The sequence below is a fragment of the Chitinophaga rhizophila genome, from assembly GCF_019492185.1.
Lineage (GTDB): Bacteria > Bacteroidota > Bacteroidia > Chitinophagales > Chitinophagaceae > Chitinophaga > Chitinophaga rhizophila.
In genome coordinates, this window is the sequence record NZ_JAICCF010000004.1 from 291182 (window position 1) to 306971 (window position 15790).

General features: G+C 46.9%; 13 protein-coding genes. 6 read left to right on the top strand and 7 right to left on the bottom strand.

Annotated features, from left to right (window positions below; translation table 11 throughout):
- Positions 1-345: 345 nt before the first annotated feature.
- Entirely contained in the window at positions 346-2178 is a 1833-nt protein-coding gene (locus K1Y79_RS21275) for a glycoside hydrolase family 15 protein (RefSeq protein WP_317197496.1), read from the bottom strand.
- A gap of 67 nt (positions 2179-2245) precedes the next feature.
- On the opposite strand from K1Y79_RS21275, the gene K1Y79_RS21280 reads away from it, so the two are divergent.
- From K1Y79_RS21280 to K1Y79_RS21290, 3 genes are all read left to right on the top strand, one after another.
- Positions 2246-4699: an AsmA family protein gene (locus K1Y79_RS21280; protein ID WP_220252212.1), complete on the top strand. Its 2454-nt coding sequence runs from the start codon at positions 2246-2248 to the stop codon at positions 4697-4699.
- Positions 4700-4756: 57 nt separating this feature from the next.
- Positions 4757-5182, top strand: a complete 426-nt coding sequence (locus tag K1Y79_RS21285; protein WP_220252213.1) for a hypothetical protein — start codon at positions 4757-4759, stop codon at positions 5180-5182.
- Between the two features lie 106 nt (positions 5183-5288).
- The gene (locus K1Y79_RS21290) at positions 5289-6161 is read left to right on the top strand and encodes a YihY/virulence factor BrkB family protein (RefSeq protein WP_220252214.1); all 873 of its coding nucleotides are present in this window, start codon (positions 5289-5291) and stop codon (positions 6159-6161) included.
- A 1-nt stretch (position 6162) separates the two neighbouring features.
- Here the strand turns inward: K1Y79_RS21290 and K1Y79_RS21295 are convergent, their stop codons facing one another.
- Positions 6163-6405, bottom strand: a complete 243-nt coding sequence (locus K1Y79_RS21295) for a hypothetical protein (RefSeq protein ID WP_220252215.1) — start codon at positions 6403-6405, stop codon at positions 6163-6165.
- Positions 6406-6652: 247 nt separating this feature from the next.
- On the opposite strand from K1Y79_RS21295, the gene K1Y79_RS21300 reads away from it, so the two are divergent.
- Together K1Y79_RS21300 and K1Y79_RS21305 are read left to right on the top strand one after the other, a co-directional pair.
- Entirely contained in the window at positions 6653-8845 is a 2193-nt protein-coding gene (locus K1Y79_RS21300; protein WP_220252216.1) for a S9 family peptidase, read from the top strand.
- A gap of 9 nt (positions 8846-8854) precedes the next feature.
- On the top strand, positions 8855-9232 hold the full coding sequence (locus K1Y79_RS21305; protein ID WP_220252217.1) for a hypothetical protein: 378 nt from the start codon (positions 8855-8857) through the stop codon (positions 9230-9232).
- 224 nt (positions 9233-9456) lie between these two features.
- Here the strand turns inward: K1Y79_RS21305 and K1Y79_RS21310 are convergent, their stop codons facing one another.
- The 3 genes from K1Y79_RS21310 to K1Y79_RS21320 all read right to left on the bottom strand — a co-directional run bounded on the left by K1Y79_RS21310 (position 9457) and on the right by K1Y79_RS21320 (position 11706).
- Positions 9457-10101, bottom strand: coding sequence for a VIT1/CCC1 transporter family protein (locus K1Y79_RS21310; protein WP_220252218.1), 645 nt, complete (start codon positions 10099-10101; stop codon positions 9457-9459).
- A gap of 7 nt (positions 10102-10108) precedes the next feature.
- On the bottom strand, positions 10109-11341 hold the full coding sequence (rocD, locus tag K1Y79_RS21315) for an ornithine--oxo-acid transaminase (RefSeq protein ID WP_220252219.1): 1233 nt from the start codon (positions 11339-11341) through the stop codon (positions 10109-10111).
- A 104-nt stretch (positions 11342-11445) separates the two neighbouring features.
- Entirely contained in the window at positions 11446-11706 is a 261-nt protein-coding gene (locus tag K1Y79_RS21320) for an acyl-CoA-binding protein (protein ID WP_220252220.1), read from the bottom strand.
- Between the two features lie 131 nt (positions 11707-11837).
- Here K1Y79_RS21320 and lepA point away from each other — a divergent pair, with 131 nt between their 5' ends.
- Positions 11838-13625 (top strand): translation elongation factor 4, encoded by a 1788-nt coding sequence (lepA, locus tag K1Y79_RS21325; protein ID WP_220252221.1) that lies wholly within the window; start codon positions 11838-11840, stop codon positions 13623-13625.
- Between the two features lie 225 nt (positions 13626-13850).
- Here the strand turns inward: lepA and K1Y79_RS21330 are convergent, their stop codons facing one another.
- Positions 13851-14453: a DUF6580 family putative transport protein gene (locus K1Y79_RS21330; protein WP_220252222.1), complete on the bottom strand. Its 603-nt coding sequence runs from the start codon at positions 14451-14453 to the stop codon at positions 13851-13853.
- A 35-nt stretch (positions 14454-14488) separates the two neighbouring features.
- On the bottom strand, positions 14489-15715 hold the full coding sequence (manA, locus tag K1Y79_RS21335) for a mannose-6-phosphate isomerase, class I (protein ID WP_220252223.1): 1227 nt from the start codon (positions 15713-15715) through the stop codon (positions 14489-14491).
- Positions 15716-15790: the final 75 nt, after the last annotated feature.

Sequence of the window (15790 nt, forward strand, 5' to 3'; positions counted from 1 at the left end):
GGCAGTTCTATAGCCGTGTGCCCTGTTGATGATAGTAGCCGGTTGCCGGCATGACGCATCCTCCCTTAAACCACCTTTCCGTTCATATATTTTACCTGTTTGATAAGGGTTCACCTTTTACATCATGCCGTTACCAAAAGGTCACTAAGAGGGCACTTGGATATCCCGGGGATATTGAGGTGCCCTCTTAGTGACCTATTAGTATCGGTTTGGAATGAATACCAGACCGGACCTGACCCTTATCCGGCGGCCGGTTTTTAGGCGATACCTGCCATTTCAGGAAAAAAAAAGCGGATGTCTGTTGCCAGACATCCGCCATATAATAAAGTATTGATTTACAAAGCCTTACCGCTTAAATTCTGAGTCCAGGAAGATAGGTATGTCCAGTTTCATGGATATCCTGTAAGCTGCGTTCATGAGGCCCACGTGGCTGTACGCCTGCGGGAAGTTACCCCACTGGCTGCCGTTTTCTTCATCGACATCCTCGCTGAACAGCATGAGGTGGTTGGAGTATTGCAGCAGGTTCTGGAACTCGCGTATTGCGTCATCAATACGGCCTACACAGGCAAGTGCTTCTACATACCAGAAAGCACATACCAGGAAGGTAGTTTTAGGTTTACCGAAATCATCCGAATGGAGGTAGCGGTAGAAGAGGCCTTGTGGCGTCTTCAGTTCTTTTTCCAGTGCTGCCAGGTGATCTCGTGCCTTTTCTGAAGCAGGATCCAGGTAGTTCATCATAATCAGCTGCAGGGTACTTGCATCGAGATGCTGACTGCCGGCCGCATTGGTATAAACTTTCCTTACAGGATCGTAGCAGCTTTCGATATGGGCAGCTGCACGGTTTTTAAGGGCAACTGCTTTTTCAGCCAGCTGCTCGTTACCGATGCTATGGGCCATTTTCTCTGCCGCGCAACAACCAGCCCATTGGAACAGGTTGCTGTAACAGTGAATATTGGCAAAGTTGCGGAACTCCCAGATGCCCGCATCTTTTTCGTCAATAGTATGTTCTATTTTATTCAGCAGGTACTCCAGCCACCAGGCAGAATCTTTACGCTCTGAAAAGACAAAGCGATGGTCTGTATAGAGCGGAAGCATGGAGATCAGCACCTGGCCGTATATATCATTCTGTATATGCTCGTAAGCCTGGTTACCGACGCGTACCGGCTGGTTACCCTGGTAGCCTTCCAGGTGAGGCAGGATCTGTTCAACCAGGTTCTTTTTACCGGTAATGCCATATAGCGGCTGATAGCGGTAGTCGCCCGAGAAGGAGATATCTGCCACATAGCTGAAATACTTCTCCATTTCCTCGAAGTGCCCGATATGGTTCAGCGCGGTGATAACGTAGAAGGTATCTCTTAACCAGCAATAGCGGTAGTCCCAGTTACGGCCGCTGCCCGGCGATTCCGGCAGGCTGGTAGTACTGGCGGCTATAATAGCGCCGGTATCTTCATACTGATGGATCTTCAGGGTGAGGGCAGAGCGGATCACTGCCGGCTGGTAGAAATTGGCGATGTTGGAGTGTTTGATCCAGGTGCGCCAATAGATAGTCGTTTCACGCAGGAAGCGTTCAGCGGTACTGTTCAACGGCGCTTCCAGGGGATGGCCATAGGTGAGCAGCAGGTATTTTTCATCACTTAGCACAAAGTGCTCTTCCTCTACGAGATAGCTGATGGGAATATTAGTCGTGAGCCGTAGCGTTTCCTCACATCCCAGAAATTCGATGTGATTGCTACCACGCTGCGCCTTCAGGAAGCCGCTGCCGTAGTCGCATACGGGGGCGCATTTCACTTTTACACGTGGATTACCCTCAAGAGGTTCGATTTTCCTGATCAGCATTAACGGCTTAAAATACCGTTCGTACTGGTGAAAGCGGGGTGCAAAATCCGTAATACGGTACTTTCCACTCTCACTGGTGACTTCCGTACACAGTACATTGGTGTTTTCCAGATAGTACTGTTTGGAAGTATACTCCCCTGAAGGGCGTATTGAAAATTCACCTCCTTTGTTCTTATCCAGCATGCCGCCGAAGATAAAAGAACTGTCCATTCTAGGCCAGCAAAGCCAGTCTATGTTCGTGTTTAGATTGACATGTGCGAGGTAAGCACAATTGCCAATAATGCCTGTCTGATACGTATGTCTTTCCATAAGTGATTCATTAAGACACAAAAGCCATTCCAATACGGCACATTTTGTGTTAATTAAGAACTAAAAAACCTTCTTTTTCGATTTCACGTAAATCCATTACATGCGTAAATGGCTTCGTATAACCCTGATTGTTTCCGGAGGTCTGCTGACTTTACTGGTATTGCTGTGGCTCGGAATAGCATGGCATATCCGGCATAACAAGACCGCCATCCTGCAGCAGATCAGCGACCGGCTCAATGACAGACTACATGGAGGAGAACTGTTGATAAAAGACATGGAACCTTCTCTGGTACGGAGCTTCCCGAACGTATCCGTAGCGCTGGAAGGTGTGAGTGTCAAGGATAGTCTGTGGAATACACATCATCACCCTTTGCTTGATGTAGCACGTATTTTCGTAAAAGTAAATACTTTCTCGCTACTTAAAAAACAATTAGACATTAAACAAATTTCTCTCGAGGAAGGTGTCATCTATCTTTTCACTGACAGCACCGGGTACAGCAATGCCAGCATGTTCAAACGTAACACTAAGGTAAAAGCTGAAGGGAAGGGTGTTGCGGCGGATATTACCCGCCTCCAGCTGAAAGATGTCAGTCTGATTATCGACAACCAGCAAAAGAATAAATTATTCAGCTTCGATATCGGGCAACTAAAAGGCAGTATGCGTAACCACGATTCAGGCTGGGTGTGTAATATACAGACTGCAATGCGGGTAGGCAGCCTGGCCTTTAATACAGAGAGAGGTAGCTTTCTGAAAGATAAGCCTTTACAGACAGATCTGGAAATTACCTATAACAGCACCCGCAAGCAGCTTGAAATTCCCCAGCAGGCATTGTATATCGCCGATCAGAAGATAACTGCGGGGGCCTCCTTTTCATTTGGAGAGCTGCCTAAACCTTTTACGGTGCATATTATGGCTGAACAGATACCCTTCCGGGTAGCGGCTTCCCTGCTGACGCCCAAGATCCAGGCAAAGCTGGATAGTATTACCCTTGACAAGCCGCTGGATGCAGACTGTGTGCTGCAGGGCGTGATGATGCCGGGAGAACAGCCATTGGTAAAGGTGACCTGGAAAACCGTGGATAATCACGTCACCACCAAAGGCATGGAATTGCAGGAATGTAGTTTCACCGGCAGGTATACCAATGAATGGATACAGGGACAGCCCAAAGGAGATGAAAACTCTGTCATCAGCCTCTATGGGTTGACAGCCAGGGTGTATAGTATTCCCGTTAAGGCAGATACTGTTGATATATCAAATTTGCGCCATCCTACTCTTATGGGTCTTTTTAAGGCCGATTTCCCGCTGACAGACCTCAACGGTGCTCAGGGAGAGGAAGGCGTATTCCGTTTTACCGGCGGTACTGCTAAAGCAGCTCTTTTCTATAAAGGAGGTATCACCGCCGGAGATACCATCATTCCTTACCTTAAGGGACAGGTACGGATGGAAGGCGGTGCGATGGAGTACACCCCGAGAAATCTCCAGTTCAGCGCCTGTAATGCCTTGCTGGATTTCAACGGACAGGATCTTTTCCTGCAGAATATCTCTATCCGTACCCAGAAGAGCAATCTGCAGATGGAAGGAAGTGTGCGGAATATAGCCCGCTTGTACTTTTCTGCACCTGATAAGCTACAGCTGGACTGGAAAGTGAGGAGCGAGGGGATCGATCTGAATGAGTTCCGCGCATTCCTGGGCAAACGCCGGCAGAGTAAAAAGGCCAGCGTTGCCGCCAACAGGCGGAAGATCAGCCGCATAGCCAGTCAGCTGGATGTGATGCTGAGTTCCTGTATCATTAATGTGGACGTATTGCTTGATAAGCTGACCTATGGCAATTTCATTGCGCAGCAGATAAAGGCCGACCTGTCTATGAAGGAGAATAATGTTACCCTGCGGCAGGTAGCGCTGAACCATGCCGGAGGTAGCATTAATCTGAGTGGAGCAATGAACCAGGACGGTGCCAACAACAGGTTTAAAATCAATGCGGGCATCCGGAACGTGCATATCGACCAGCTGTTTCATGCCTTTAATAATTTCGGGATGCAGTCGCTGAGCTCCAAGAACCTGAGAGGAATCTTTTCAGCTACGGCGGCCGTCAGCGGTAATATCCTGGATAATGGTCGCATGGCACCTCAGTCAATGTATGGTACTTTGTCTTTTGACCTGAGACAGGGTGCCCTGGTGCATTTCGCACCGCTGGAAGATATAGGTAATATTGCCTTCCGCCGCCGCAACCTGGATAATATCACCTTCGATAATTTAAAAAATACCCTGACACTGCAGGGCAACAAGATCATCGTACCACCTATGCAGATTAACTCCAGTGCCCTGTATATGGACGTATCAGGGGTGTATGCTATGACGAAGGGTACAGATATGTACATTACCGTACCACTGCGTAACCCGAAGCGGGATGAGGATATCGTGGACAAGGAAGAGCGGAAAGCCCGCAGGAAGAAGGGGATTGTCATTAATCTGCATGCTACAGATGGAGAAGATGGGAAGGTGAAGATTAAACTGGGCAGCAAAAAAGAGAAGCAGCCGGAAGAAGAGTTGTAACTTTTTGAATTGGACAGTCGTTTTATGTTAATTTAGCGCCTGACAATCAATTCATCTATGAAAAAGATACTGGTTCCGGCTATACTGCTCCTGGCCGCCTGTAAGAAAGAAGACACGACTGTCAACAGATCCTCCTATGAGGGGAAATGGTATATCAACCAGATTACGGACAAAGAGTACTTCCTTGAAAATGGAGACACCACATTTACGAAGTTTAATGTTGCCAATCCCGGATCTACTGACTTTATAGATTTCCAGGTTGGTAACCAGGGCAGGGGTGATGTTGTAATGGAATCCACCTACGGTTCCTACACCTTTCCATATGAGGCGGTGACGCAGTCCTTCTTTAAAATGGATGGTAGGATCTGCGAAATAACGAATCTGAACGATTCCAGTTTGCATTTCAACAGCCTTCATTTTGATCCGGTAACTATTGAAGACAAGATATTGGTTCGCCAGACGTTTTATTCGCTCAAACGCTGATCTTTCCCATATCAGTGCTAAAAAGGCATGGTTTTTATACAATAATCAGCGGACCATGTTTCGGTAAGTAATGTCCAGAGAGTATTTTAAAAGTATCGCGCGCACGTTGCGCGTCTCATTTCAACTGTTACAGAATAATGATCCGCTCCGGCTGGCTGGCGCTACGGCTTTCTTTGCCAGTTTTGCGCTGCCCCCGATCCTGCTGATCCTCTTACAGGTTTTTGGTTTGTTGTTTGACCGGCGTTCTATCGGTAAGCAGCTGGTAACACGGCTGGCGGAGCTGGTAGGCACAGAAAGTGCGCAACAGGTGGTGATCACACTGCGAGGTTTCAGAGGGCTGGCCCAGACCTGGCCGGTGGCGATTGCCCTGTTCATTTTCCTGTTGTTTGTAGCAACTACCTTGCTGAAGGTGATCAGAAGTTCCCTCAACCAGGTATGGATGATCCGGATTCCCGTCAGGGAAAGTTTCCTGGAGTCACTGATGGGCAGGTTACGGTCACTGATAGTGATCGGTGCTGCCGGCTTGTTGTTCCTTGCCAGTCTGCTGGCAGAGAGTGCGCATGCCTTCCTGGGTAACTATATTAATGAGTTGTTTCCAAGCGTCGCATTTGTCTTCAGCGGCGTCTTTTCACAAATAGTATCATTACTGATTGTCACTGCCTGGTTTGCGGTATTGTTCCGTTACCTGCCGGACGCGCGTCCTACTTGGAAAGTAGCATTATCCGGAGCCTTGCTCACGGGAGTACTGTTCAGTATCGGGAAATTGGTGTTACGCCGTTTGCTATATGGGGGCAATATCGGCATCCTGTATGGGGCATCAGCCTCCGCTGTGCTATTGATGCTGTTTATCTTCTATAGTGCAATTATCTTCTATTACGGCGCTGCATTTACCAAAGTATGGAGCGAGTTTAAACATCGTCCGATGCAACCATTACGACATGCTACGTTTTACGAACTGGCAGATGTGGAAGTACGCTGAGTTACTCACCCCGCAGTACCATTTCTATCTGATCTTTTACTGGTGTACTGAAACCTTCAAGCTCAATCTTCGGGTGTTGGTCAAGGTTGATGCGGATTTTACCGGTTTCATTCACTAGAGAGTCTGTGAGTGGTTCCAGTAAAGCATGCATTTGCCTGACGCCCATCTGAGCAAGTTGGTTCATGAAAGAGTCTTCTAATTGAAAAAACTCACGGTTTTTATAGGTATACGTTACCTGAATCATGGTATTGCTGTTTTCAGAGGATATTAGTAAAACAATATATTGGTTAAATCAGTCTATATGTATTTGCTGAACATTCACGGAATTTAATGCTGCAATTTTCATGCACAATTTAACGGTATAAATATATAAATTTACCTAATAACTTGTTGTATCTCACTTGTATAAAACTTTTCCACAATAACTTTTCCACAACCCTGCGGTGTCATTTTCCGTGCAATGATTTATCTTGCCGTTTCAAATTTACCAGATGCGTGTACGATATTTCAGATACTCCGCTCCAGGGGTATTCACTCTTCTTGTCTGTTTACTTGCGGGTAGCGCCCAGGCGCAACCGTGGAAGCAGGTTAAATGGGCAGGTGACGGACAGACTTTTTATCAGGCAGAAGACAAAGGAATTTCCGCCTACAGTGCGAAGAATGGTCAGCAGACCGTAAAGATTGACCAGGCGTTGTTAACGCCGAAAGGTCAGGCACCTGTGCAGGTGGAAGATTTTTCCTATACGCCTGACGAAAAAAAATGGCTGATTTATACAAAAGCGCAGAAAGTATGGCGGTATAAGACCAGGGGCGACTACTGGTTGCTGGATATTGCTAGTGGCAAATTGGTACAACTGGGTAAAGGATTACCCGCCTCATCACTGATGTTTGCGAAATTTTCTCCCGATGGGCAGAAAGTCGCTTATGTGAGCGGACATAATCTATACGTAGAAGATCTGTCTACCGGCAAAGTAAAAGCACTGACAACAGATGGTTCCCGCCGTCTGATCAATGGCACCTTTGATTGGGCCTATGAAGAAGAATTTGATTGCCGCGATGGATTCCGCTGGAGCCCTGACAGCCGGTCAATTGCCTATTGGCAGATTGATGCCCGTAAGATCAGGGACTTCCTCATGATAGATAATACGGACTCACTGTACGCTTATACCATTCCGGTAGAATATCCGAAAGCAGGTGAAAGTCCGTCGGCATGCCGGGTAGGCGTGGTAGACATCAACACCGCTAAGACTACCTGGTTACAGGTACCTGGCGATCCGCAGCAGCATTACATTACCCGTATGGAATGGAATCCTGCTAAGACAGGTTTGATATTACAGCAGCTGAACAGAAAGCAGAACACCAGCATCCTGTATACGGCAAGTCCGGCAACCGGTAAGGCGAAGGAGCTATATAAAGAAACTGATTCTGCCTGGATTGATATCCGCTCGCGCTGGAATGATCAACTGGCAGGCTGGGACTGGACCGAAGGCGGTAAATCATTTATCTGGGTAAGTGAGAAAGACGGCTGGAGACATCTGTACAGTGTAGACATGAATGGCAAGGAAAAGCTGCTGACACCGGGTAAATATGATATTATAAACCTGCTGTACGTAGATGAAGCGCGCAACCAGGCTTTCGTAATGGCTTCTCCGGATAATGCAACACAGGAATGCCTGTATAAAGTGACTTTGGATGGTAAAGGCACACTCGAAAGGGTGTCTCCGGTAACTGAAGAAGGTACCCATGAATACGAGATTTCTCCCACAGGCGATTATGCCCTGCACAGCTTCTCTAACCATTACTACCAACCGCGTAGTGAAGTGGTATACCTGCCTGAACATAAAGAAGCACAGAGCAGGATTGTAACAGAACTGCAGACATCCCGGTTTGCACCGCGTCAGGAGTTCTTTCAGGTAACAACTGCCGATGGCGTTACCCTGGATGGCTGGATGGCCAGACCTACTAATTTTGACTCGACAAAGAAATACCCTGTTGTATTTTATGTGTATGGAGAACCTGCCGCTGCTACTGCTAAAAACCAGTATGGCGCAGGACGTAACTTCCTGTATGACGGAGACATGGCCGCAGATGGTTACATCTATATCTCTATGGATAACAGGGGTACGCCATTGCCGAAAGGCCGTGAATGGAGGAAGGCCATCTACCGCAACGTAGGGCAGATCAATATGGAAGATCAGGCCAATGCAGCAATGGCGTTATTTAAGCGTCATGCCTACCTGGATACTTCCCGCGTAGCCGTATGGGGCTGGAGCGGTGGAGGTGGGATGACCCTTAACCTCCTGTTCCGTTATCCACAGATATACAAGACGGGAATCGCAATTGCAGCAGTAGGCAGCCTGTTCACGTACGATAATATTTACCAGGAGCGCTACATGGGCCTGCCACAGGAGAACCGTGCAGACTATGTGAAAGGTTCGCCGGTAACCTATGCAAAGGGGTTAGTGGGTAATTTGCTATATATCCACGGCACCGGCGATGACAATGTACATTACCAGAACGCCGAACTGTTGCAGAATGAACTGATCCGTAATGGTAAGCAGTTCCAGTTCATGTCATACCCTAATCGTACACACGGAATCAGCGAGGGAGAAGGTACATTCGAGCACCTTTCTACCTTATATACTAATTACCTGAAAGCGCATTGTCCTCCGGGAGCCAGATAATAACGAACTATGAATAAGACAAGTATAATCGGATTAATTTCAGTAGCAGTAGTAATAGTCAGTGCGTTTTTACCATGGCTGACCATAGAGAGTAAACAGCTGGTTTTCACAGGGATGGATACCACAGGTTCCAGCTTTGGTGAGCCGGGAAAACTGAACATTGCTGTGGCAGTGATAGCAGGTATCCTATTCGCATGGAGGGGAAAATGGTCAGCACGTGTCAACCTGTTTGTCACAGCCTTCCTGGCAGCGTGGGCGTTCAGGAACTTTGTACTGTTTTCCAGGTGTGAGATGGGCGTATGTCCTGAACGTGAGATAGGTTTATACCTGTCGCTACTGGCGGGTATAGTAGCCTTTGTAAGTGTAATCTTCAGTAACGGGAAATAAGAATTGTTCCTTATAAAAAAGAGGCAGTCATCCAATCGGAATGGCTGCCTCTTTTGTTATAATACCAGGTCCGTAAGCCGGTCATATGCGCCTAACCAGACGGCTCCGGTATATATCAGGTTGCGTAGGACGATAGCGATAGCCGGTTGGCAGATCATCTTACCTGTTATAGCACCAGGTCCGTAAGCTGGTCAAGCTAGATCGTATCCGGATATCCGGTGATGTTATTTAAAGATCGTCAGCATTACATATGCGCCTAACCAAACTGCTCCGGTATAAGCCAGGTTGCGCAGGATAACAGGAATAGCCGGCTGGCTGGTCATCCGTGATTTAAGAAAGCTGAATATGGTAATGGCGATCCCGCAGGTAAGCACACTGGTGGAGGCAGCTGTAGGAAACTGTTCATTCCGCAGGTACGGAATCAAGGGCAGGATGCCTCCCGTCAGGAAGAAGATACCGGTCAACAGTCCGCTGCGTATAGCAGTGGATTTATTAAAATGCCGTTCTTCTACATGTTCGGTACGGAGAGTTTCTTCCCAGAGCGCAGCATCTTTCTGCATTTCCGCAGCAATGTTTTCTATGATAGGTTCACTGATATTCAGTCGTTCCAGTTTCCGTCTTTCTTCCGGTGATAGTGTACTTTCATCGTGCTGGGTGTCTCCGCGGTTGGCCTGGTATGCCGTTAGCATGACCAAGACACTCACGGCAAGCCAGATACAGGTATTGATGGTATAGAACTGTTGTACAGTAACCGGCAGGCCATGTGACAGGTAAGTAGTGAAAAACAAGAGTAACAATCCTTCAGGAAATCCGATCAGGAAGTCCGTTTTCCATCCGCTGCTACGGATGGCTTTCTGTTCTTTGGACATGGGCAGATTATAAGGTTTCAAGACTTTTGGCGATAATGGAGACAGCTTCTTTCACTTGGGCTGCAGTAATGAGCAGGGGTGGAGCAAAGCGTATTTTGTCGCCATGAGTAGGTTTTGCCAGCAGGCCGTTTTCTTTGAGTGCGAGGCAGAGATCCCAGGCCGCTTCCGGATGATCGTGTTTGATAACGATTGCATTAAGCAGTCCTTTACCACGAACAGTGCTGATGTAGGGAGAATTAAGATCGTTGAGTTCCTTCCGCAATAGTTCTCCCATTACAGCTGCATTTTCCATCATCTTCTCTTCTTTCAATACGGTCAACGCAGCAATAGCGACTTTACAGGCTAGCGGGTTGCCGCCATAGGTGCTGCCATGTTCACCTGGCTTGATGGTAAGCATAATTTCATCATCCGCCAGTACGGCCGCCACCGGCAAAGTACCCCCTGAAAGAGCTTTACCCAGGATCAGGATATCAGGACGTACCTGTTCATGATCACAGCACAGCATTTTACCCGTACGGGCAAGTCCCGTCTGGATTTCATCAGCAATAAAGAGCACGTTGGCATCTTCGCAATACTGGCGTGCTTTGGACAGGTAGCCTTCTTCGGGAACCATAACGCCGGCTTCACCCTGTATAGGTTCTACCAGGAAGCCCGCAACATTTTTATCCTGCAGTGCTTTTTCAAGTGCAGGCAGGTTATTATAAGGGATCACTTCATAACCCGGCATAAACGGACCGAAGTCTGTACGGGAAGAAGGATCAGTACTAAAGGAAATGACATTTAAGGTACGGCCGTGGAAGTTGTTGGCGCATACGATGATCTTCGCCTGGTTCTCAGGAATACCTTTGACTACATAGCCCCAGCGGCGGGCCAGCTTTAAGGCTGTTTCTACAGCTTCGACCCCGGTATTCATGGGAAGAACCTTGTCGTAACCGAAATAATTAGTGATAAAAGCAGCATACTCTCCCAGCAGATCGCTATGAAAAGCACGGGAAGTCAGGGTCAGTTTCTGTGCCTGTTCAATAAGCGCACGGATTATTACCGGATGGCAATGCCCCTGGTTGACAGCTGAATATCCGGAGAGGAAATCATAATAGCGTTTCCCGTCTACATCCCAGAGAAAAACGCCTTCTCCGCGATCCAGCACTACCGGTAACGGGTGGTAGTTATGGGCCCCGAACTGACTTTCAAGGTCTAGGTAATGCTGGGTTTTTTCGCTGATATTAAATGTGTGTAACATACAGATCAAAGGTAGGTGGAAATTGGGAATTAGGGATTAGGAATGGCGGCCGGCAGATGGCCGGCCATGAAAGGGGATGGGTAACAATTCCTAATTCCTCATTCCTAATTGGCTTTCAGTTTATTGACTAAAGCCACATACTCTTCCTGGGCAGATTCCTTACTTTTCCCTTTCAACTTTTCCCATGCCTCATATTTAGCTTTGGCCACAAAATCGAAGGGGTTAGAGGGAGCTTCCCCATTTACATCGCCATCTGTACCCTGTTTATAAAGCGAGTAAAGTTGCAGAAGCGTTTCATTATCAGGCCTTTGAGCGAGTGTTTTGCTTGCTGCGGCGGCAGCTTCAAACTGTTGTTGCAGATCCATGGTACTTTTTTTTGATTAAATGTAGAGAAAATAGTACCAAATCTGACCAAATCCCCTGCCTAAGAATAGCAAAATTTAAATACCTTTGCGGCTTGACGCGGGGCGTTAAACGCCTGGTTTTAAAAGCATATATGAAGAATATCAGGAATTTTTGCATCATTGCACACATTGACCACGGTAAAAGTACATTGGCTGACAGGCTGTTAGAGCATACTAAAACGATCTCAGATAGACAAATGCAGGCCCAGGTACTGGACGATATGGACCTGGAAAGAGAGAAAGGGATCACGATTAAGAGCCATGCTATCCAGATGAACTACATCCAGGATGGACAGTCTTATGTATTTAACCTGATTGATACGCCTGGTCACGTGGATTTCTCTTATGAGGTTTCCCGTGCGCTGGCTGCCTGTGAAGGTGCACTGCTGTTGGTTGATGCTGCCCAGGGTATCCAGGCACAGACCATTTCCAACCTCTATCTGGCCCTGGAAAATGACCTGGAGATCATCCCCGTGATCAACAAGATCGATATGGAAGGTGCCATGATCCCTGAAGTGAAAGACCAGATCATTGAACTGATCGGTTGCAAAGAGGACGAGATCCTGTTGGCTTCCGGTAAGTCTGGTATCGGTATCGAAGAGATCCTGGAAGCTATTGTGAAACGTGTTCCTGCTCCGAAAGGAGAGCCGGATGCACCGCTGCAGGCACTGATCTTTGATAGTGTGTTTAACTCATTCCGTGGTATTATAGCATACTACAGAGTATTTAACGGATCTATCAAAAAAGGAGATAAAGTTAAGTTCTTTAATACCGATGAAGAATACTTTGCTGATGAAGTAGGTATTCTGAAGCTCGGATTACAGCCTACCCAGACTGTAAAAACAGGCGACGTAGGATATATTATTACAGGTATCAAGAATGCGAAAGAGGTGAAGGTAGGCGATACTATCACCACCAGCACCAATCCAAGCCTTGAAGCCATCAATGGTTTTGAGGAGGTAAAGCCGATGGTATTCGCAGGTATCTTCCCGGTGAATACCGAAGACTTTGAGGAGTTGCGCGACTGTATGGAGAAGCTTCAGCTGAATGACGCCTCCCTGACCTTCGAGCTGGAAACATCTCAGGCGCTTGGCTTTGGTTTCCGATGCGGATTCCTTGGCATGCTGCACATGGAGATCATCCAGGAGCGTCTGGAAAGAGAGTTTAACCAGACAGTGATCACTACCGTTCCGAACGTAAGCTTCATTGCCCACTCAACCAGGCAGGAGGTGATTATCGTGAACAACCCTTCCGAAATGCCGGATCCAAGTAAACTGGAACGCATTGAAGAACCATTTATCAAAGCCCAGATCATTACCAAACCGGACTATATCGGTAATATTATGACGCTGTGCCTTGGTAAAAGAGGTATTCTGATTAACCAGAGTTATCTGACTCCTTCGAGAGTTGAACTGATATTTGAAATGCCGCTCACAGAGATCGTATTCGACTTCTACGATAAACTGAAGAGCCAGACACGTGGTTATGCATCCTTTGACTATTCACCGATCGGTTACCGTGACAGTGACATTGCCAAGATGGATATCCTGCTGAACGGTGACAAAGTGGATGCATTGAGCGCCCTGATTCACCGTAGCCGTGCCCAGGACTTCGGACGCAAACTCTGTGAAAAGCTGAAGGAACTGTTGCCTCGCCAGCAATTTATGATTGCGATACAGGCAGCTATCGGAGCCAAAATTCTGGCCCGTGAAACGATCAGCGCTATGCGTAAGGATGTTACCGCCAAATGTTATGGTGGTGATATCTCCCGTAAGCGTAAACTGTTGGAAAAACAGAAAGAAGGTAAGAAGCGTATGAGACAGATTGGTAACGTGGAAGTACCACAGGAAGCATTCCTCGCCGTACTCAAATTAGATTAATACGCCTGTTACATCAAATTTTGGGAAAATAAAGCGGCCGGAGTGATCTGGCCGCTTTTTGATTAATACCGGAAGATCAGTATGATTGCTGCCTGATGGTAAATCAATAGCTTGAGGCAGAACTACATAGTATATTTATAATATCAAAAAGGCGGCAGGGATGATCCCTTGCCGCCTTTTTATTAGTTCGCTGATATCAGCGCAGAATGATTACGATCAGTTAACTCAGCTGATAGCAGTTTGACGCTTCGGCATCAGGACCATAGACTTCAGCCCAGCCCATACACCGAATAAAACGACAGTGAAGAATACATTTCCCATCAGGCCATTTAATGCAAAGCTGCTGAATACATCGCCCTCCTTGTAGAAAGGTATACCGGCAGCATAGCAAGCCAGCAGACCAGCACCCGTCTTAGGATACATATCTGTAGTAAGGAATGTACCGAGATTAGTAATCAGGAAGAATAATACACCGGTACCTATAGAAGATAACAACAGTGTAATGTTGTTTACCTTTCTGATACGGGTACCTATCCAGGCGGTAAGCATAAATGCACCATATACGAAGAACAGTTGTCCAAGGTAGTCACGGTTCAGCGTCTGTATGCTGGTGAACAGCTGCAGAAAAACATCTGACAGGAACAATGCCAGTAAAGGCACAATGTACGCCAGGCGTTTATCCTTTAACACTATACCTCCGAATAATGCTGCTGCACCAATTGCGTTAAAGTTCCACAAACCAGCCTGGTTTGTCAGAATACGGCAAAGGGCAGACAGAAATATCAGCAGGCCGATGATCAGTATTTCCCGAATGGAGTCCTTTTTCATAGTGGGTTGATTATTTCAATCAAAGATAATTGATTTTAAATAGATTGAACAGGTACACTTGCTTTAAAGATCACAGTACCTGCATTGCTCTGAATGTCATAAGCAGTGTCGTAGTATGCAACTACCGCTTCACCTTTTTTCAGTGATACAGGTTCTTTTCCATTTTCTGTAATTACTGCAGCGCCTTCCATTACCAGCATGATTTCAGTTGCCTCACTGGTATGTTCATAACGCTGTCCGTTCTGCAAGGCTATACGGCTTACTACAAAGTCAGGTGCAGGAGAGTGGTAGATGCTTTCCAGTCCGCCGTTTACACTTTCACCTGTCAGTATTTTCGGATGTACCGCTTCAAAACGGGTATGTTTCAGCAGCTCAGGTACATCTATATGTTTAGGGGTAAGGCCACCACGTAAAACGTTGTCGGAATTAGCCATCAGTTCAACGTTCTGTCCTTCAAGGTAAGCGTGTGGGATACCTGCGTCCTGGAATACCGCTTCTCCCGGATGTACCTCCAGGATATTGAAAAAGTAGATAGAGAATATACCTCTGTCAATGTTTTCTAATCCCTGCGGATCATTCACAATAGCCCTGCCTGCCCAGAAAGCCGGATCAGACTTCGCTAATTTATTATTGCGGTATGCATCAGCTACTACCTCAGCCAATGGGCGTAACATAGTATTTACTTCCTGCTGTGGCATTTCCATTACGGCCTTGTATAAACCGAAATACCCTTCTTTTTCAAACACTGGGGCCAGCGGAGGAAACTCTTTTACGCTTTGCAGCACTTTTCTGAGTTTATCTTCAGGCAGAAATCCGTGTAGCAGCCAGAACTCGCTGAGCGCCACCATGATCTCAGGCTTGTGGTTGTTATCTTTATAGTTACGATGAGGAGCGCTTAACGGAATACCTGCCTCATTCTCACGGGCAAACCCTTTTTCAGCTTCCGCTTTGGTAGGGTGTACCTGAATAGACAGCATATCTTTCACATCCAGTATCTTCAGCAGATAGGGCAATTCGCCAAAACGTTTCCAAACTTTAGGCCCTAGTACATATTCCGGATTGGCTTTTACCAGCTGGTCCAATGTAGAAGACTGTCCTTCTGTTGCAATCACAGCAGGGGCACTCTGGTGTGCGCCCATCCAGTACTCAGCGCTTGGTTTGCCATTTTCCGGGATTCCTAATAAGGCAGGAATATAATGATATCCGCCCCATGCATAGTTCTGTACCTTTCCATCCAGTCTGAATAATTTCTTCTCGCTCATGCGTATTATTGTTTATTTTCCTGTAATTGTTAACCTGTTGTTTTTCCCGAAGGAAGAGCAAAAATAGTCAAAACA